The organism is Marinobacter shengliensis, assembly GCF_030297115.1.
In the GTDB taxonomy this organism is placed as follows: domain Bacteria; phylum Pseudomonadota; class Gammaproteobacteria; order Pseudomonadales; family Oleiphilaceae; genus Marinobacter; species Marinobacter shengliensis.
The window spans coordinates 4,120,914-4,139,169 of record NZ_AP028062.1 but is presented as its reverse complement, the minus strand read 5'-3'; the positions used below and the strand labels follow the sequence as shown (position 1 = coordinate 4,139,169).

General features: G+C 60.0%; 14 protein-coding genes. 2 read left to right on the top strand and 12 right to left on the bottom strand.

Features of this window, described 5'->3' with window-relative positions; translation table 11 throughout:
* Positions 1-162 precede the first annotated feature (162 nt).
* From QUE75_RS18915 to folE, 3 genes are read right to left on the bottom strand one after another with little or no spacing between them, the layout of a single operon-like run.
* Complete coding sequence (locus QUE75_RS18915) at positions 163-600, bottom strand: CoA-binding protein (protein ID WP_058090793.1); 438 nt, start codon at positions 598-600, stop codon at positions 163-165.
* A gap of 19 nt (positions 601-619) precedes the next feature.
* Positions 620-994: a dihydroneopterin triphosphate 2'-epimerase gene (gene folX / locus QUE75_RS18910; RefSeq protein ID WP_072675972.1), complete on the bottom strand. Its 375-nt coding sequence runs from the start codon at positions 992-994 to the stop codon at positions 620-622.
* 25 nt (positions 995-1,019) lie between these two features.
* Entirely contained in the window at positions 1,020-1,589 is a 570-nt protein-coding gene (folE, locus tag QUE75_RS18905; protein ID WP_286252503.1) for a GTP cyclohydrolase I FolE, read from the bottom strand.
* 178 nt (positions 1,590-1,767) lie between these two features.
* Between folE and QUE75_RS18900 the strand changes: the two genes are divergently transcribed.
* Positions 1,768-2,688, top strand: a complete 921-nt coding sequence (locus tag QUE75_RS18900) for an alpha/beta fold hydrolase (RefSeq protein ID WP_106696081.1) — start codon at positions 1,768-1,770, stop codon at positions 2,686-2,688.
* Between the two features lie 6 nt (positions 2,689-2,694).
* On the opposite strand, the gene QUE75_RS18895 is transcribed toward QUE75_RS18900, so the two are convergent.
* Positions 2,695-3,774 (bottom strand): GGDEF domain-containing protein, encoded by a 1,080-nt coding sequence (locus QUE75_RS18895; RefSeq protein ID WP_227513146.1) that lies wholly within the window; start codon positions 3,772-3,774, stop codon positions 2,695-2,697.
* 139 nt (positions 3,775-3,913) lie between these two features.
* Here QUE75_RS18895 and QUE75_RS18890 point away from each other — a divergent pair, with 139 nt between their 5' ends.
* Positions 3,914-4,996 (top strand): patatin-like phospholipase family protein, encoded by a 1,083-nt coding sequence (locus QUE75_RS18890; RefSeq protein WP_286252497.1) that lies wholly within the window; start codon positions 3,914-3,916, stop codon positions 4,994-4,996.
* On the opposite strand, the gene QUE75_RS18885 is transcribed toward QUE75_RS18890, so the two are convergent.
* The 8 genes from QUE75_RS18885 to QUE75_RS18850 all read right to left on the bottom strand — a co-directional run bounded on the left by QUE75_RS18885 (position 4,984) and on the right by QUE75_RS18850 (position 18,248).
* Positions 4,984-6,000, bottom strand: a complete 1,017-nt coding sequence (locus QUE75_RS18885) for a PAS domain-containing protein (RefSeq protein WP_286252495.1) — start codon at positions 5,998-6,000, stop codon at positions 4,984-4,986. The two genes, QUE75_RS18890 and QUE75_RS18885, sit on opposite strands and share 13 nt — an antisense overlap.
* A gap of 82 nt (positions 6,001-6,082) precedes the next feature.
* Positions 6,083-6,895, bottom strand: a complete 813-nt coding sequence (znuB, locus tag QUE75_RS18880; protein ID WP_286252494.1) for a zinc ABC transporter permease subunit ZnuB — start codon at positions 6,893-6,895, stop codon at positions 6,083-6,085.
* Positions 6,882-7,655, bottom strand: coding sequence for a zinc ABC transporter ATP-binding protein ZnuC (znuC, locus tag QUE75_RS18875; protein WP_058090788.1), 774 nt, complete (start codon positions 7,653-7,655; stop codon positions 6,882-6,884). The genes znuB and znuC overlap by 14 nt, the downstream gene beginning before the upstream one ends.
* The gene (locus tag QUE75_RS18870) at positions 7,648-8,139 is read right to left on the bottom strand and encodes a Fur family transcriptional regulator (protein ID WP_058090787.1); all 492 of its coding nucleotides are present in this window, start codon (positions 8,137-8,139) and stop codon (positions 7,648-7,650) included. The genes znuC and QUE75_RS18870 overlap by 8 nt, the downstream gene beginning before the upstream one ends.
* Positions 8,140-8,213: 74 nt before the next feature.
* A complete protein-coding gene (locus QUE75_RS18865) occupies positions 8,214-8,675 on the bottom strand; it encodes a chemotaxis protein CheW (RefSeq protein ID WP_058090786.1) in 462 nt (153 codons plus the stop codon).
* Between the two features lie 11 nt (positions 8,676-8,686).
* Positions 8,687-9,739 (bottom strand): chemotaxis protein CheB, encoded by a 1,053-nt coding sequence (locus QUE75_RS18860; RefSeq protein ID WP_058090785.1) that lies wholly within the window; start codon positions 9,737-9,739, stop codon positions 8,687-8,689.
* On the bottom strand, positions 9,739-17,337 hold the full coding sequence (locus tag QUE75_RS18855) for an Hpt domain-containing protein (protein WP_286252488.1): 7,599 nt from the start codon (positions 17,335-17,337) through the stop codon (positions 9,739-9,741). Before QUE75_RS18855 ends, QUE75_RS18860 begins: the two co-directional genes overlap by 1 nt.
* Positions 17,338-17,348: 11 nt before the next feature.
* On the bottom strand, positions 17,349-18,248 hold the full coding sequence (locus tag QUE75_RS18850) for a CheR family methyltransferase (protein ID WP_061331967.1): 900 nt from the start codon (positions 18,246-18,248) through the stop codon (positions 17,349-17,351).
* Between the last annotated feature and the right edge of the window lie 8 nt (positions 18,249-18,256).

Sequence of the window (18,256 nt, the reverse complement as noted above, 5' to 3'; positions counted from 1 at the left end):
GGTTTTGCCACAGTGTACTCCAGATCGTTAAAAGACAGGCTGAACAGGTTTAACGGCCAATCGCGCTTGATTATGAGCCATAGTTATCCTGTTTGGCCATGCCCCATTGGGTCTGGTACTCCGGAAGCGGGTTGGAGCAGTGATGGTTGCAGGTACACGGAGTCAGGCCTGTTCAACGATGGGCCCAATACCGAGCTTCGGGATCTCCTGTTTCGGGCAGTGGTCCATGACCACCTTCAGCCCGGCGGCTTCGGCGCGGGCGGCACCGGGCTCGTTAATCACGCCGATCTGCAGCCAGAGTACCGGAATCTTCTCTTCAATAGCCTGGTCGATCACAGCATCGGTCCGTTCCGGGGCCAGGAACAGCTCAGCCATGTCTACGGGTTCCGGGAGTGATGCCAGGTCAGCATACACTGTCTCACCGAGCACTTGCTGGCCGGCCAGGCGCGGATTTACCGGGATCACACGGTAGCCCTGGCGCTGCAGGTATTCCATCACTTCGTGGGAGGGGCGGTTGGTTTTCTCGCTGGCACCAACCAACGCAATGGTACGCACAGATTCGAGAATATCCCGGATCTGGTCAGGGGCATTGCTAGGCATCGGGGCAGACCTCGAAGAATTAACGGTGGGCCTCAAGACAGACAGAGACCGATTCCGCATAGCGTAACGCGTGCGGCTTGTCGATTTCTACCTGTGCCCACTGCACGGCCTGATGTTCCATCACAATTTCGAGAACTTCGTGGGTCAGCCGTTCCAGTAGAGCAAAACTGTTGCCGTCCACATGCCCGATGATTTGCTTGGTGATGGTGCGGTAATTCAGGGCAGCGGAGATTTCGTTCTGGTCAATGGCGGCGGAGGCATCGTAGCGAAGGGTGACGTTGATCACCACATCCTGCTGGTTGTTGATCTCTTCTTCCTTGATGCCAATGTAGGCACGCAGCAGAAGGTTCTTGATCCTGACACGGGCCAGGTGATCACCAGTCATGGTTGTCATGATGCCTCCGTTTTCGGCGTCTGGTTCAGCGATTGTTGCCAATCAGGGTAAGAAATTCGGTACGTGTGGCCTGTGATTTCCGGAACTGTCCCAGCATCATCGAGGTTTTCATCCGGGAGTTCTGTTTCTCCACGCCCCGCATCATCATGCACATGTGCTGGGCCTCGATAACCACGGCGACACCTTTGGCATTGGTAACGCTTTCCACCGCTTCCGCGATCTGGCGGGTCAGGTTCTCCTGAATCTGCAGGCGGCGAGCATACATGTCCACAATGCGAGCAAACTTGGACAGGCCCAGTACCCTGCCCTGGGGCAGATAGGCGATGTGGCATTTTCCGATGAAGGGCAGCATGTGATGTTCACACATGCTGTACAGCTCGATGTCCTGGACCACCACCATTTCATCCATGGCGGATTCAAACACAGCATTATTGATCAGGTCGGCAAGATCCTGCTGGTAACCCCGGGTCAGGAACTGCATGGCCTTGGCGGCCCGCATCGGAGTGTCCTGAAGACCTTCGCGGTCGGCATTTTCGCCGAGGCCTTCAATGATGGCGCGGTAGTGACCAGCAAGGTCGTCCAGAGGTAAGGTCATAATCGTTTCCGGTTTGTGTCTGATAAAGGGCGCAAGCTTAAGGGAATTTTCAGGCCATCTCCACGGTTTACGCCGGTTTGCCCATTATGGACCAGTTCACGGGCAGCGTTTAGTGATATGGCAGCCTGTACGGCTTTGGACTAAAGTGGAGGTTCCGCAGGTATGTCGGGACGAACAAATGGAGCAGGTAATACCCGGTTCACAAATCAGGGCAGACAGCCGCCAGGATACCTATACCCTCGAGGCCTGGCAGCAGGCCGGTAAATGGTTCAGCTACGATGGCCACGCCATCTTCAGTCGCATGGCCGGCAAAGGCTCGCCGCTGGTGCTTCTGCACGGTTTTCCGACCGCCAGCTGGGACTGGAGCCGGTTATGGCCGATGCTGGCGTCCGGCCACCAACTGCTGGCTGTCGATATGCTCGGCTTCGGGTTTTCTGACAAGCCCCGCAACTATGTTTACAGCATTGAGGACCAGGCGGATCTGATCCAGGGCTGGATCGAAGGTCTGGGGTTGGATTCGGTGCACTTGTTCGCCCACGACTACGGCTCTTCGGTTGCCCAGGAGCTGTTGGCCAGGGACCAGGAAGGGTCTTTGTCTTTCGACATCACCAGTGTGTGTTTGCTGAACGGTGGCCTGTTTCCCGAGGTGCACAGCCCGCTGTTTATCCAGAAAGTTCTGAAGAGTCCCCTTGGTGGACTGATCAGCCGGGGGCTTACCCGGGGTAGTTTCGAACGGAATTTCCGCCGGTTGTTTGGTGACCGGAATCCTCCTGCCCAGCAGGATCTGGAGGACTTCTGGCATCTTCTCACTTACAACAATGGCCGTGGGATCCTGCATGAACTGATCCAGTTTATGGAGGAACGCCGTTGCCATCGTAATCGCTGGGTGGGGGCCTTGCAGAATGCCCAACAGCCGATGCGCCTGATCTCCGGCGCTGCGGATCCGGTCTCGGGCGCGGCCACGGCACGGCGCTACCGGGAATTGATCCGGAACCCGGACGTCATCAGCCTCCGGAACATCGGCCACTACCCGCACTTCGAATCGCCCTGGGATGTATTCAGTGCTTACCGGGATTTCCGCGCCGGGCTTGAGTCCTGATCTTGTTCAAATCGCCGCGCTGGTATCACTGGCCGGAGTTGATGGCCCCGCGGTGTGCGCTGGTTCATTGGATGGCCGAGCCGCATTGACCACCTGATTGCGGCCCTTTGCCTTGGCGTCGTACAGCGCCTGATCTGCACGGTTCAGCCAAACTGACCAGGTCTCGCCGCGGCACACTTCCGCCACGCTGGCACTGGCGGTCAGCTTTATGTCATCCAGGAACGGCCTGGCACTGATGCTGGTCAGTAACTGATGGGCGAGGGTGTCGGCATCTTTCTGGCGGGTTTCCGGCAACACCACCATGAACTCTTCGCCGCCAATACGGAACAGCTGATCACTTTCCCGCAGTCGCTTCCGCAGCCGGATGGTCATTTCCTTAAGCACCCGGTCGCCGGCCAGGTGCCCCCAGCGGTCATTGATGGTCTTGAAATAATCCAGATCAATCAGCACCAGGCTGGACACCCTCTCATAGCGCTCCCGCAGCTGAATCTGGCTGTTCAGAATGTCGGCCAGCTGAGACCGGTTCAGGCAGCCGGTGAGCGGGTCAGTCGTGGCCAGCCGGGTCAGCTCCTGTTGGAGCCGGCCCACCAGCCAGGCGAAGATCATGGCAAACAGGCAACTCAGCCCCAGGGAGAAGGTGATCCGCCAGAAATCGGCTTCGGGAAACTGAAGGAATGACACCACGGCCATGACGCTGACAAAAATGATGTTGCAGACAATGGCTTCTTTCAGCGGTAACAGGAAAAACAGTGCGATAGCCGCTGGATAGGCCCAGTAAAGACCGGCGTGACCGTTAATGGATGTCGAGTAGGCCGCGCAGACCACGGCCAGAATCGGAAACAGGCGCCCTTTCAGGAAATAGACACTGCGCAACCGCAGGAACAGGATTACCAGGGCTGCGTTGACACAGAACAGAATCAAAAGGGCAGACAGCAGAAAGTTACCGTGTTGCCATTGCACCATCACCAGAGGTGCCACGGCGATAAAGGCCCAGATATGCAGGTGGTACACCAGCTGACGTTTGAAACCCAATACTGCAAGGGTTGGATTGGTCGCCATGGTATCCGGCGAGGCAAAAAGGTTCACAGCCTACTCCTGCAGCTCATGGCTGGCATACTTCCCTGAAACACTGATGGCTCAAGTCTAGCACGGAGTTATTGGCTGGCCACTGCAGGTTTCGATAAACTCCCGGGACTTTGACCAGAACCGTAAGCAGGAACACGTGATGACCGCAATCCAGATCCGAACACCGGCGCTGACCATCCGGGCTGGGCGACGGGCCCTTCAGCGCCTGAGGGACAAGCCGTTAACACCGGCGGACGTCCACGTGATACCCGGCGCCGCCGGTGGCCCGAAAGCCCTGGGAATCAGCGGCCTGGACAAGGCCATCTTCGGTGACTGGTTGCCCCGGGCACCGCAAGAGCGGGTGCTGATCGGCTCGTCCATCGGCAGCTGGCGGTTCGCGGCGATTGCCTCATCCAACGATCCGAAAGGCCAACTGGCCAGGCTGGCTGAACTCTATACCAGCCAGCGTTTTGCCAAGGGGGTAAGTGCCGCCGAGGTGTCCCGCAAGAGTGTTCTGTTTCTGGAAGAACTTTTGGGTGGGCGGGAGGAGTATATCCTCAATCACCCCTGGTACCGTTTGAATGTGGTGGTTGTGCGCAGCCTGGGCTTGCTGGAACACGACGCCAGGGGCCGCCTGGGTCTGGGCCTGATGAGTGCAATCAGCGCCAATATGGTCAGTCGTCGCCACCTTGGCCGATTCATGGAGCGGGGTATCGTGCACGATGCCCGCATCAGGACGCCGGTGTCCAAACTGGTGGATTTTCCCAGCCATGAAGTGGCGCTGTCTGCGGACAATCTGCTGCCTGCGCTACTGGCCTCCGCTTCGATTCCGCTGGTTATGTCCGGTGTTCGGAATATTCCCGGAGCCCCGGATGGCGTCTACCGGGATGGCGGGCTGCTGGACTACCACCTGGATCTGCCCTACGAGCAACCGGGCATCATCCTGTACCCGCACTTTACCGATAAGGTAGTGCCGGGTTGGTTTGACAAGACCTTGCCGTGGCGCCGGGGCGATGCCACCCGATTACAGGATGTGCTGCTGGTCTCCCCGTCCCGGGCGTATCTGGACAGCCTGCCGGACCGCAAACTGCCAGACCGGAAAGACTTCGAGAAGTACCTTGGCGACGACTCAGGCCGTGAACGATCCTGGCGCGCATCCATTGCCGAGAGTGACCGGCTGGGGGACGAGTTCCTCGAACTTGTGGAGAGCGGGCGCCTGCTGGATCAGGTTCAGCCATTGTAGCCATTGGCAATCTTGAGTGCGCTCAGTCTGAAGCCTGTGACTCCGTGGATCGGGTCCTTCAATACCATCACCCGCACCACCGCCGGGACCGTCCGCTCGGCGCTGCGGTGCAACAGATTCACATCTACCCTGGCCAGGGTGGCCTCTTGCCGGGCTGCGGCCAGGCACTGGTCGAAGCGTTCACGGTCGGGCTCGGCGACCAGTTCGCTGAACGGCCGGTTGACAAGGTCTGACGGCGCCAGTCCCAGCACATCCGCTACCTGTGCCGATACGAATCCTATCTGCCCCTGTTCATCCAGTTCGCTGACAATGGCTCCCGACAGCGCGACCAGGTCCCGACTGCGGGATTCGCTGTCATTCAGTGCCTGGCGCAGCACGTTCTTCTCGACCTGCAAGTTGGTGATCCGTTGGTCAGCGATCCTGTTCAGCCTGGCCAACCGATGGCCGTTGTCGTCTTTCCGGGCAGCCTGCCGGCAGAGGGCGAGGGCGAGCAGCGTTGCCACGGCGCTAATCAGCCCGCCACTGGCGCCAACGAGCCACCCCACACGCCGGGCCGGCGACGCCAGCAACCGGGTATCCGGCAAGGTGGTCACCATCCAGTGCCGGCCGTTGGTCTGCAATTCGGTTCTCAGGGCGTCATTACCCGACGGATGTCGGGCGCTGCCCAGCTGTATCAGTGGTTTTTTGGTGTGGCGCTCCAGAGTATCGATTCTGAGACTGATGCCGTCATGAAGTCCGATTGCCAGGGTATCCCGGAGCTCTTGAAGCTGTTCGTCTTCCTGCGATAGCCGGGCAAGATGGATGACAACCTGGCTGACCAGGGATTGGTGCAGAGCCTGATAATGCTGGTGGGCGAGCTGATGAGCCATGTCTGAGGCAAGGCGGGCCGTCAGGAGGCTCAGAAGAACGCCGCAGACCAGAATAACGGCCGGGCCCCAGAGCCCGGGCCAGAGGCCTGGCCGGCGTGGGCCTGGATCAGGGATGTCAGAGAGGTCGCTGTCCATGCTGAAGGCCTCTGGAGCTGTTACCGAAAGTGTGTCCAGATTACTCTAGACCAGCTCCGGTGCTTTCGAAAGACAGAAGCGTTTATCGGCTGGCGCTCCGGGCGGTACCGTACACCAGCAAAAAAGCCAGGAAGGCTGTCACCACCACCGACGGCCCGGCTGGAGAATCGAGGTGCCAGGACAGCGTCAGGCCGCCGGTCACGGCGATAAAGCCGAACACCACCGCCAGTGCCATCATGTGTTCCGGATTTCTGGCCAAGCGTCTGGCGGTGGCCGCAGGAATGATTAACAGGGCGGTAATCAGCAGGACCCCGACAATCTTCATCGCCACGGCAATCACAAGGGAGAACATCAGCATCAGCGCCAACCGCAAACGCTCCACGGGTATTCCCTCCACCCGGGCCAACTCTTCATGAATGGTGCTCATCAGCAATCCGCGCCAGAGTATTGCCAGCAGGGTCAACACGAAAGCCGCGCCGCCGTAAATCCACAACAGGTCCTGGCGGCTCATGGCCAGCAGGTCACCGAACAGAAGGCCAGTCAGGTCAACCCGCACATCCGGCATGAAACTCAGGGTAACCAGACCGATGGCCAGTGCACTGTGGGCGAGAATGCCCAGCAAGGTGTCGGTGGCCAAGGCCCGGGTGCGCGAGAGCAAGACCAGAGCGACAGCAATGGTGACGCAGGTAATGATCACGCCCAGGTTCAGTGGAACACTGATCAGGAAACTCAGGGCGATGCCGAGTAACGCGGAATGGGCAAGGGTGTCGCCAAAATACGCCATTCGCCGCCAGACCACGAAGCAGCCCAGGGGGCCAGCCACCAGTGCAACACCCAGTCCACCCAGCAGTGCCCGCCAGAAAAAATCCCCGAGCACAGAATCAATGATGCTCATGGTCACAGGCTCCCTGAACGTCTGTGCTGGTCACAATGTCACCGTGCAGGTTATGACGGTGGTTGTGATTGTGATGATAGACTGCGAGAGATTCTGCCACCTGGTGGCCAAAGGTCTCGATGAACGCGGGGTCGTGAGAAATGTCGGCCGGGTAACCGCTGCAACACACGTGCTGGTTCAGGCATATGACCTTGTCGGTGGCGGCCATGACCAGGTGCAAGTCGTGGGAAATCATGATCACACCGCAATTCAGCTCATCACGGAGTTGGCGGATCAGGTCATACAGGGCCGCCTGGCCGTTGATATCCACACCCTGGGCGGGTTCGTCCAGCACCAGAAGGTCCGGTCGCCGTGCCAGTGCCCGAGCCAGCAACAAACGCTGTTTTTCGCCGCCTGACAGGTGATGCACCGAGGCATCCAGCAGGTGCCGGACACCGGTGCGCTCCAGCGCGGCTTCGCATTCTGCGCCGGAGCGGCCGCTCAACAGCATGAACCGGCGTACGCTCAGGGGCAGGGTCGCTTCCAGTGACAGGTGCTGGGGCACATAGCCAATGACCAGGCTGTTGGCCAGCGAGACCTTGCCAGAGCTGGGCTTCTGGATACCCAGAACAGCTTTGATCAGGGTGGTCTTCCCGGCACCATTGGGACCGATAATGGTGATGATGTCGCCCCTGCGAACCGCCATCTCAACACGGTCCACCACCGGGCGGTCGTCGAACTGTACGGTCAGCTGATGCAGGCGCACCAGGGCATCAGGCATGGCCGGGTTCTCCCTGGCACCGGGGGCAACGACCGGCTACTTCCATGGTGATTTCTTCGGGCCGGAAGGCTACGTCAGCCGCTGCGGCTTCTACCGCGCGAGTGACGTCCGGTGCGTCCAGCTCAAGTACGTTTCCGCATTCTCGGCAGATCAGGAAAGTGCCCCGGTGGTGTTCACCGGCATGGGTGCAGCCGGTAAATGCGTTCAGGGAGGCAATCCGGTGCACCAGACCGTATTGCAACAGGAAATCCAGGGCCCGGTAGACGGTGGGTGGGGCGGCGTTATGGCCCTCGGTGCCCAGCATGGCGAGAATGTCGTAGGCCCCGAGGGGCTTGTGAGATTGCCAGATCAATTCCAGAACCCGTTCACGGATGGGGGTGAGGCGGGCATTCTGTTGTCGGCAAATGGCCCGGGCATCCGCCAGGGCCTGGCTGACACAGGCCTCGTGGTTGTGCGGGCGATAAGGAAGCGCGCGTTCGGGCATAGTCTGGATCCTGCAAAGTTTGCAACATTATAACATTTGCAGGCTGTACTGCTACGGCTGTGACCAGGTGGTCATCAGTGTCTGGCGGTTAGCGCCAGTGACTCCAGGTACTCGAGGTTGGGAATCCAGGCGGCTTCGCCGTCGACTTCCACCTGCATGAGGTCGGCCGGTCCGGCTTCGCCGTCCAGTTTCCGGATCTGCTCTTCCACCAGTCGGGCCTGGCTGGGAATGCCCTGGGTGACCAACGCCATGAACGGGGCCTGCTGATGGCCATCACCGATGGTGTTGAGCACAATGATTCTGCCCCGGTTGTCTCCGGGTACGGTCAGGATCCCGCCGTTGGCCGCGTCATAGGATATGACCGGCAGGGTAAGGCCACGCCAGTCCAGAAAGCCTACCAGCCATTCCGGGGTACTGGCGCCGGCGTCGGTGCTGTTAAAATCCACCACTTCCGCGATCGACACGTTGGGTAGCAATAGTTGCCGGTCACTGACCGGAATCATGACACAGGAGAGGGATTGGCTGTTCTCTTTCATGACGTGTTACCTCAGGCGGAATCCCGTTTCTGCCGGCTTTTGAGCAGACAGTTGTTCTCAATGGTTTTCACCAGTTCCTTCGCCAGTTGCTCCGGTGTGCCGCAGAAGCTGCTGCAGCCGGTAGCGGCGACCGAATCCGGCATCGAACTGTTGCCGCAACTCTTGCTTTCCTGCACCCAGATGCGGCTGCCGTAGGCTTTGAGCATGGGCGCTGCGATGGCGCCATCATTGCCCATGCCGGAAAACAGGATGGCATGGCAACGCTTGCCGTAGTAATCGGCAACGTTAAGCAAGACCTGGTCGATGGACGGGCCATAGGGGCCAGGCCAGGGAGTGTTGCGTTCTGTCAGTTGGCCCTGGGTGTCGAACGTCCATTCCCGCTCAACCGGCATCAGCACCACATCACCGTTTCGTACCCGGTAGCCTTCTTCCGCTCGTTTGAGCTGGTAGTGGGCATGTCGGCCAAGAACCCGGGTCAGTACCTCGGTGAAGTTGCCATCAATATGCTGCGCGTACACAAAGCCCACCGGCAATCCCGGTGGCAGATTGTCCAGAAACGTTTTGACGGCAGCGGGTCCGCCCAGGGAAGCGCCCAGCACCCAGACGTCCTCTGCCAATGAGCCTGGCGCTGCCGGGGCAATCCAGCGAGGCAGTTCCGGTGCCGAATGAAGCGCCGGTGTGGTCTCCACCAATTCTTCCAGATCGCTGGCGGTGTCCAGGGCCTCCAGGTGGCCAAGCTGCTGCTCCAGCTTGTCCACAAGCCGTCGTTCCCAACGGAAATAGTCTGTACTGCCGGGTTTGGGCGCCTGATCAACCCCGAAAAGTACCGGGGCGTCGGTATTTTCCAGCAAATGATCAAACAGCGCTGGATGGTCAGCCTCGTCTTCCAGGGTGACCAGCCACAGGCATGCATCCGGGAATTCCGGATAGTCCATCAGTCGGGACGGATCGCCGGAAAATGACACTTCCAGGCCGAATTTACCGGTGGCGGCCTGCAACCGGTGGCGTTGCAGGACCACATCGGAAACAATCCCGACCCCGGGCCGGCCAGATTGGCCGGCCATCACTGATTCCCGGTCAACCGCTTGATGGTGTCAAGCAGCTCGGCTTCCTGGAACGGTTTGCCCAGATACTCGTTGACCCCGATCGACAGTGCCCGTTCGCGGTGTTTCTCTCCGGTTCGGGAGGTGATCATGCAGATCGGTGTTTCCTTCAGGTTGTCGTCGTGGCGCACGAAACTGGCCACCTCGAAACCGTCCATCCGGGGCATTTCGATGTCCAGCAGAATGATGTCCGGGCGATGATCCTGAAGCTGGGCCACCGCATCCAGGCCGTCCTTCGCGGTGATGACTTCCATGCCGTTTCGTTCCAGCAATCGAGAGGTAACCTTGCGCACGGTTACCGAGTCGTCCACCACCATAACGGTGGTGATTTTCTCTTCGTAGCGGCTGGTTTCCCGGGCTTTTTCGAGGTTCGCCAGGCGTTGCCGTTCGGACAGAATGTCGGAACGAATCATCGCTGGCAGGTCAAGAATCACCACCACGTTACCGTCACCCAGAATGGTGGCACCGGACACACCGCGCACCGTACTGAACTGCGGGCCCAGGGATTTAACAACGATTTCCCGGCTGCCCATCAGGTGGTCCACCTGCAAGGCCATGGGCTGTTCGGCACCTCGCACCAGAATTACCGGTAATGGCAATGCCTGACCCTGCAGTTTCGGATGATGGTCACTGTTCAGCAGGCTGCCCAGATACTGCAGGCGGTATTGCTGGCCGGCGTATTCGTACATGGGGGCATCCGGCTTGTAATACTCTTCCAGCTCGTAGGTGCTGACCCGCACGATACCTTCAATGGTGTTGAGCGGGATGGCATAGAAGTCTTCGCCGGTAGCCACCATCAGGGCGCGGTTCACCGACACGGTAAACGGCAGGCGCACGGTAAAGGTGGTGCCGCGGCCCAGGGCCGAGTCAATATCCAGGCTGCCGCCCAGTTGCTTGATCTCGCTGCCGACCACATCCATACCCACACCACGGCCAGAGATCTGGGTAACTTGTTGGGCGGTGGAGAAGCCGGGCTGCAGGATAAACTGCAGGATTTCCCGCTCTGACAGGTCTTCATCTGCCCGCATCAATCCCTGCCGAACGGCTTTATCGCGGATCACATCGGCCGGGATGCCCTTGCCGTCATCGATCATCCTAAGAACCACATCGCCGCCTTCCCGGGTCAGTGACAACGTCACTTCACCGGTGGCAGGCTTGCCGGCTTTCTTGCGCTCTTCCGGGGTCTCGATGCCGTGGTCCAGGGCGTTACGCAGCATATGCTCCAGGGGCGCGATCATGCGCTCCAGAATATTGCGGTCCATTTCGCCTTCGGCGTTACGAACGTCAAAGTCCACTTTCTTGCCCAGCTCGCCGCTGATCTGGCGCACGATACGGCGCAGGCGTGGCACCATCGAGGCGAACGGAATCATCCGGGTCTTCATCAGACCCTCCTGGAGTTCCGTGTTGATCCGGGACTGCTGTACCAGCAGAGTTTCGGTATCCCGTACCCGGTCGGCCAGGGTTTCCCTCAGGTCGGCAAGGTCAGAGGATGACTCGGACAGTGCCCGGGACAGCTGTTGGATGGATGAGTAACGGTCCATCTCGAGCGGATCGAAGTCGTCGCCGTAGTCTGGGCCGTGTTCCTGTTCCGCCCGGAACAGAATCTGGGCCTCTGTCTCGATATCCATCCGGCGCAGCTGTTCTCGCAAACGTTCGATAGTGGCGGCCATTTCGTCCAGGGTGTGGCTGAAATCGCTGGTTTGCTGCTCCAGGCGGCCCCGGGTAATACTGGTCTCACCGGCCAGGTTAACCAGTTCGTCCAGCAATGGCGCAGAAACCCGTATGGTTTCCTGGGCCGCTCGCTGGGCTTCAGCCGCCTTGTTGCGGATCTTGGCCGGTGCTTTTTCTGGCTTGGGCTGCTCCTGGGCCGGTTTGGCCGGCGTTTGTGGTTGCGGGGCCGGTACCTCGGCTGGCCGCTCAGATGTCGGCTCAGGCTGCGTTGCATCAGGCTGCGCCTGTGACGGTGCAATAACCGGTGCACCCGACTCAAAGCGAGTGCGGATAGCCGACACCAAACCAATAATAGCGTCGTGGTCTTCGGTAATCGCCTGCCACTGGCTGTCGTCCGGAGCGTTTCCACCCAAATCAATCAAGCGGGTTTCAAAAGCGTGGGCTTTGTCACCCAGTTCGCTAAGTTGCGACAACCGTGCGCCACCCTTGAGGGTGTGCAGGGCCCGTTGGGCCTCCTGGTTGAAATGATGGTTGGCTGGCTCTTTGCGCCAGTCATCCAGCAGCTGCTCGAGCTGGTCCATGATCTCGCCGGCTTCCTCCAGGAAGATCTCCAGCACTTCTGGATCGACCACATCCGAGTCGGCCTCGGCGGATGCCTCCGGGGCCTCCGCCAGGTCGTCGGACACCTGGCCGGTGGCCTGGAAGTCGGCAATCAGGTCGCTGTCAGACTTAGGTTTCTGGCCTGCTTCAATGGTATCCAGCATGGACTTGAGGCTAGCCAGGGCCCGGTCGCTGAGCGTCAGCAGACCTTGCTGATCGTTACCGCCGGAGACCAGAGTATCCAGCGCGTCCGACCAGGCCTCGGCAAGGTCGGCAATCGGGTCGACATCGGACAGGCGGGCGCCACCCTTAAGGGTATGCAGTTCCTGCTGCAATCGGGTGATGCCGGCCAGTTCGTCCGGTTCTTCACGCCACTGGTCGAGGCATTCGGTGATGGCTTCATGGATCTCCAGGCCTTCGTCCAGGAAGATGCCAATCAGGTCGTCATCGGAGGCAGCTGCCAGAGTCCCGGTAGGTTCTTCATGGACATCAGTGCCGGGCTCGGCGATGGTCTCCGGGCTCTGATCCTCGGCGCCTGGCTCTTCCGCCTCCTCCACCTCTGCGGCAGGCAAGGTTTGCACTGGCGCCGGGGTCTCGCCCCGCAGAATCGCTTCCACCTGCTGAACCAATTCATCGGCCGGCGGGCAGGGCTTCTGGGTGGCGACCTGTTCAACCATCTGAGCCAGACGGTCGTGGCAGGCAAACAGCAGGTCAGTCATTTCGCCGCTGGCGTCGAGCTGGCCTTCCGCCACTTTCTCGAAAAGATCTTCCAGCACGTGAGTCAGGTCGCCGATGGCGTCGACACCGGCCATGCGGGCGCCACCCTTGAGGGTGTGTACTTCCCGCTGCAGGACAGCTGCGACCTCGCGATCCGATGGATCTTCGCTCCAGGCATGTAACGAGCTGCCGGTGGAGTTGATCAGGTCATAGGCTTCCTCGAGGAAAATGCCTACCAATTCAGGATCAAGGTGTGAAAGGTCTGTGGCCTGTAATTCGTCTTCCGCAGTGGTCTCTTCTGGTGCCTCGTCAGCCTCGGGCAGCGGCAGCTCCTGGTCTTCGGACACGTCTACGGTGTCAGAGAGGCTGACGTCGGTGACCGGCCGTGAGCCCCGTGCGGTATCGATGTAGGCGTGGATCTCGGCAATCAGATCCGGTGCCGGCCTTGGTGGCTCCTGGGTTTCCAGGGCCTCTACCATGCCTGCCAGACGGTCATGGCAGCGGAACAGCAGATCAGACAGGGTGTCGGTGACGGCAAACTTCTGCTCGGTCAGTCCCTCGAACAGGTTTTCAAGTTCATGGGACAGGTCGCCCACCGAGGGGATGTCGGCAAGCCGTGCACCGCCCTTAAGGGTATGCAGGTCACGCTGCAGCAGGCGCAGGATGTCCAGGTTGCCGGTATCTTCGCTCCAGCTCTGCAGGGCATCGGCGGTGCTGTTGATCAGGTCGCGGGCTTCCTCGAGGAAGATTTCCGCCAGTTCCTCGTCAATATCGCTGTCATCCGAGGACAGTTCCGGCAGCGGTGGCTGCTCGCTCTCGGCGGGTTCGGGCGCACCCTGGTCCAGTTCTTCCAGTTCGAGGCTGAGGTCGATTTCTTCCAGATCCTCGGTGAACTGCTGGTCGAACTCGCTCGGTTCCTCACTGGCTTGCGATGATGCGCTGGCCAGTTCGTCGAGCTCTTCGATCAAACCGTCGCTGGGTTCGGTGGCGAGACCGGCAGCCACTTGATCCATCAGGTTGATCAGTTGTTCCTGGGCTGGGCGAACGGTGGCGAAGAAGTCGTCGCCCGGTGTCAGCTGATTTTCTGCGACCGCGGTGTAGGTGCGAGTCAGGGCAGCGGCCAGGTTGGCTACATCTGTCAGACCGGCATCCGAGGCTCCCCGGGTCAGTTGTTCCAGTTCCTCACGCAAGGTGGCCAGTGAGTCGGTGCGCTCCGGGTGCTGTGCCCAGTCGTCGAGGATCGATTCTGCGTCCAGAACAATGTCCAGACCTTCACCGAGGAACAGCTGAACCAGTTGCGTCGGCGCCTGCTCAGACTGCTGCTCGTCGTCAGACATGGCATGTGAAAGCAGGGTTTGCTGGCTGATCTGTTGCAGTCTTGCCAGGTATTCATCGGTGCCCTCGAGCGACCCTTGCGGGTTGCTTCTGAGTTGGGCCAGGCCTTCGGTCAGGTAGCGGCTGGCCTGTTCGATCAGTTCCAGAACGTCCCGGTCCGCACGCTTGTTCTGGGCCCTGGACTCTTTAACAAAGCGTTCAAGCGGCGTAATAACCTCGGCAATCGGGCCGATACCGGCAGTATGGGCGCTGCCCTTGAGGGTGTGGAGGGCCCGGGAAAGGTCATCGGTGTAGGCGGCCGAGGTCTTGTCACCGGCTGCGGCCAGATAATCCTTGAGGGTTTGCAGGTGGGTTTCGGTTTCGTTCTCGAAAATCTCGAGAAGAACGGGATCGACGTCCTGATCTGGCTCACCGGCGCCCGCATCGAATTCCGGTTCGGCGTGTTCCAGACCGGTATCCTGGGCTGTCTGGCCTTCATCACCTATCTCGGCTTCCGCCGGGGGCATGGAGGTGGCGTCCGGAATCTCGCCGTTGGCCAGGGCGGTTGCCCGGGCCTGCATGACCGAGGTATCGACGCTGGCGGGGCGACGTTGCTCGAAATCAGACACCAGGGCAGGGACGGCGTCGGTCACGTCCTGAACCAGTTGTGCCACGTCGTCGTTCATGAAAATGCTGCCGTCGATGACCCGGTTGAGCATGTTTTCCACAGACCAGGCCAGTTCGCCGATTACCTCGGCACCCACCATCCGGCCACTGCCCTTCAGGGTGTGGTAGGCGCGGCGCACTTCCGCCAGGGCGGTGCGGTCGTCGTGCTGGCGCAACAGCATCGGCAGGTATTCGCGGATGGTGTCGAGCACTTCCCCGGCTTCTTCGATGAAGATTTCCAGAATCTCATCGTCGATCAGGTCATCACTGTCACTGGCGTCGGTGGCGGCCGGCTGTGCAATCTCTTCCGACAGAGACTCATTCGGTTGCGCAGATTCGGGAACAGAGCTGGTCTCGGGCTGCTCTGCTGGTGCAGGGGCGTCCTCGGCATCGGCCCGGCGAGTGGTGGCCAGGGCTTCGGCCCGTTCGATCAGTTCGGCAACGTCACCGCTGCTGTGGCCATCCCTGAATTCGTTAATCAGTGATGGAATGCGGCTGTTCACTTCATCGACCAGTGCAAACAGGTCGTCACTGGGCTTGATGGTCTGATCGATCACCCGGTTCAGCAGGTTCTCAACCGACCAGGCCAGTTCGCCGATACTGGAGGCACCTACCAGACGGCCACTGCCTTTAAGCGTATGGAAGGCGCGGCGCACTTCGGTCAGTGCCTCGCGATCGTCGTGGCTCTGGCGCAGGCGGGGGTAGAATTCATGGATGGTCTGGAGAACCTCTTCGGCCTCCTCCACGAAAATGCCCAGAATTTCGTCATCGACCAGCTCGTCATCCGATGCCTTGGCCGCATCCGGGGTGTCGCCCGGCTCCTGAACTTCCACAGTCGGCACGGAGGTGGATTCGGACGCCTGCTGGTCGAGGTTCCAGGTTGGCTCCTGGCCTACCGGGAAGCCAAGCCCGGCCAGACTGTCTTCAGCCACTCTCAGAATGGAATCGTTGTCGCTGATGCCTTCCGCCAGGCGCTCCAGATAGTATTCGATACTGGTGACGGCATCGGCCAGGGTGTCCAGCTGTTTCCAGTCAGGTACCTGCTTGTTACTCAGCAAGACATCGGAAACGTAACGCTCAGCCGAGGCCAGCATGTCTGCCACGCGATCCAGCGGTACCAGGCTCAGCCCGCCGCGAATGCTGTGCAACAGGCCGGGAACATGGTCGATTTCCCGGGTATCCCATTGCGAGGCAATGAAGTTGACGATGGCCGACTTGACCTGCTCGAGGGTGTTGCGCGACTCCCGGAGCAGGGCTTCACTGGCGTCACCCAGCTCGAGACTGCCCATATTGGGGCGTTCGCCATCCTGGCTGCCCGACTCAACGTCAGTCCGCCGGTCACTGTCCAGGCCGGCTAGGCTGGCTTCGACATAGAGCAGTGCCCCGGCGATGTCCATCAGGGTGCCATCGTCGGCGGGCTCGGCCTGGCCACACAGTTTTTCGACCAGTTCAACCTGCTCGGTTACCACCTTGCGGGGGATGCCGAGGCCCAGAACGGCCAGGGTATTGGCAACCTGGCGAAGGCCCGGCAGCAGCTCGTCAAGCTCGGTGTTCTGACGCAGTTCGGCGCGCACGAACAGATCGAGCTGATCTTTCAGGCGGGCCAGCTCCTCGTTCAGGGCGCTGACAACAGAATGGATGGCATCACGGCCCGGGCCGGACACGCGGGTGCGGGCAGCGTCCACGTCGTCTTCGGACGGTAACGCGCTGGTTAGCTGATAGGCGTCCCGGAGTGCATTGACCTGCGGGCTGTCCAGGTCACGGGCACGTGCCACGTAATACAGCAGGTGCTTGAACAGGGCTTCCGGTACTGGTTGCTGCAGAATATCGGCGTGCTCGTCGGTCAGCCGTCGAATCTCGGCGTCCAGTTCCCGTAACAGGGATTTAACGGCGGTATTGACCGGGTTCACGTTGGCCCGAAGGGTCTCGACAAAGGCGCTGGCGGCTTTCCAGAGTTCACCGCGGGGTGTTTTCTGGCACAGGCGGATCAGGCGCTGGATGACCTTTTGCATGTAATCGAAATGGGCGGCCAGGTCGGCCTCCCGGACCACGCCGGCAAGGGCAAACTGGTACATCTGCCGCAGCTTGCGCAGATGGCCGAGAACCTTGGGGTCATGCAGTCGTTCGGAGACTTTGCTGCTTACCCGGATCCGGGATGGGCTGAGATCCGGCTTGAACAGTGAGGTGTCTGACAGCAGGGCTTCGCCCCGGGCGGCCCGGAGATCGTTCAGTAGCGGCAGCAACACCATCGGAAAATCGTCACGACTGCTGCCGAGGTGTTCGAGGTACTGGGGCAGCTGCAGGATGGCCTGCATGAGGACATCAACGGCTTCGTCAACATTGGTGACGGTTTCGTTCAGGATGGCCTGGGTCAGCTTTTCCATCTCTTCGGTCAGCAAGGCTGCACCGTAGAGTTCCACCATCTGCAGGGTACCGTGTACCTGATGGAGGTAGTTCAGGCAGAAGCGCAGGCGCGCGGTATCGTCACGATTATCGACGTACGCTTCAAGTGCATGCTGGCCCTGGGTCAGCGTGTCCTGTATTTCGCCCCGAACCCAGTCGAGGGCGATACTGTCATGGTGATTGCCCATAACCACTCCGGTTATTCTTCGTCGGACTGACGTTTGATCCACGCCAGCACATGTTCCGAGGGAAGCCTCTGCAGGCCCGGTGGCTGCCAGTCGGTCAGTTCACCCTGGCCAAGCACCAGTAACCCCCCCGGTGCCAGACGCTCTGCTAGCCGTTTGACAATTTCCCGCCGGCGCCAGCGGCGGAAGTAAATCAGCAGGTTCTGGCAGAAGATAATGTTCATGCCGTGCATCGGTGCCTTGTCCAGGTCCAGGACATTGAGCCTGGTAAAACAGACTCGGTCACGGATGCTGTTCACAATCTCAACGGTATTCCGTTCTGATGGACGGAAATACCGGGCTTTCATGTCTTCGTCCATGCCCAGCAATTTGCGGGCATTGAACTGGCCCTGGCGTGCCTTTTCGATGGCGGGCAGGCTGATGTCAGAGCCAGTGACGCCAAACAGGGGCTGCAGTGCCAACTGCCCCATGCATTCATTGAGGATCATCGCCAGGGTGTAGGGCTCTTCGCCGGTTGAACAGCCAACACTCCAGGCTTCCAGGGCACGTTTTCTGAACTGTTCCCGGGGGCGGGTCAGAACATAGTCTGCAACCAGCCGGAAGGCGTCAGGGTCCCGGAAAAACCGGGTTTCCTGAACCGTCAGACGATCAACCAGTGTTGCCCATTCCCTGACGGCATCCGGGCCGTTAACGATTTTCTCGTAATAGGCCTGATAGCTGCTGCAGCCGATTTCCCGCATTCGTATACCCAGATTGGTTTCCAGGAACGAACGGCGTTCGGCCGTCAGGGTGATGCCGGTGCGATGCTCCAGCAGGGTCTGCCACTGGCTGAACTGCGCCTCATCCATATCCGGGAGTCGGCGCAGTGCCCAAATGCCTTCGGCGGGTGACAGTTGGTTATGCATCTGAGCCATAAACCGTC

Coding starts and splice junctions, on each gene's coding strand:
- QUE75_RS18860 (WP_058090785.1), bottom strand. CDS start 9,739: ATGGCCGGCCAATCTGGCCGGCCCGGGGTCGGGATTGTTTCCGATGTG.
- znuB (WP_286252494.1), bottom strand. CDS start 6,895: ATGAGCATCATTGATTCTGTGCTCGGGGATTTTTTCTGGCGGGCACTG.
- QUE75_RS18885 (WP_286252495.1), bottom strand. CDS start 6,000: ATGGACAGCGACCTCTCTGACATCCCTGATCCAGGCCCACGCCGGCCA.
- znuC (WP_058090788.1), bottom strand. CDS start 7,655: ATGCCTGATGCCCTGGTGCGCCTGCATCAGCTGACCGTACAGTTCGAC.
- folX (WP_072675972.1), bottom strand. CDS start 994: ATGACAACCATGACTGGTGATCACCTGGCCCGTGTCAGGATCAAGAAC.
- QUE75_RS18865 (WP_058090786.1), bottom strand. CDS start 8,675: ATGAAAGAGAACAGCCAATCCCTCTCCTGTGTCATGATTCCGGTCAGT.
- QUE75_RS18890 (WP_286252497.1), top strand. CDS start 3,914: ATGACCGCAATCCAGATCCGAACACCGGCGCTGACCATCCGGGCTGGG.
- QUE75_RS18915 (WP_058090793.1), bottom strand. CDS start 600: ATGCCTAGCAATGCCCCTGACCAGATCCGGGATATTCTCGAATCTGTG.
- QUE75_RS18870 (WP_058090787.1), bottom strand. CDS start 8,139: ATGCCCGAACGCGCGCTTCCTTATCGCCCGCACAACCACGAGGCCTGT.
- QUE75_RS18855 (WP_286252488.1), bottom strand. CDS start 17,337: ATGGGCAATCACCATGACAGTATCGCCCTCGACTGGGTTCGGGGCGAA.
- folE (WP_286252503.1), bottom strand. CDS start 1,589: ATGACCTTACCTCTGGACGACCTTGCTGGTCACTACCGCGCCATCATT.
- QUE75_RS18850 (WP_061331967.1), bottom strand. CDS start 18,248: ATGGCTCAGATGCATAACCAACTGTCACCCGCCGAAGGCATTTGGGCA.
- QUE75_RS18900 (WP_106696081.1), top strand. CDS start 1,768: ATGGAGCAGGTAATACCCGGTTCACAAATCAGGGCAGACAGCCGCCAG.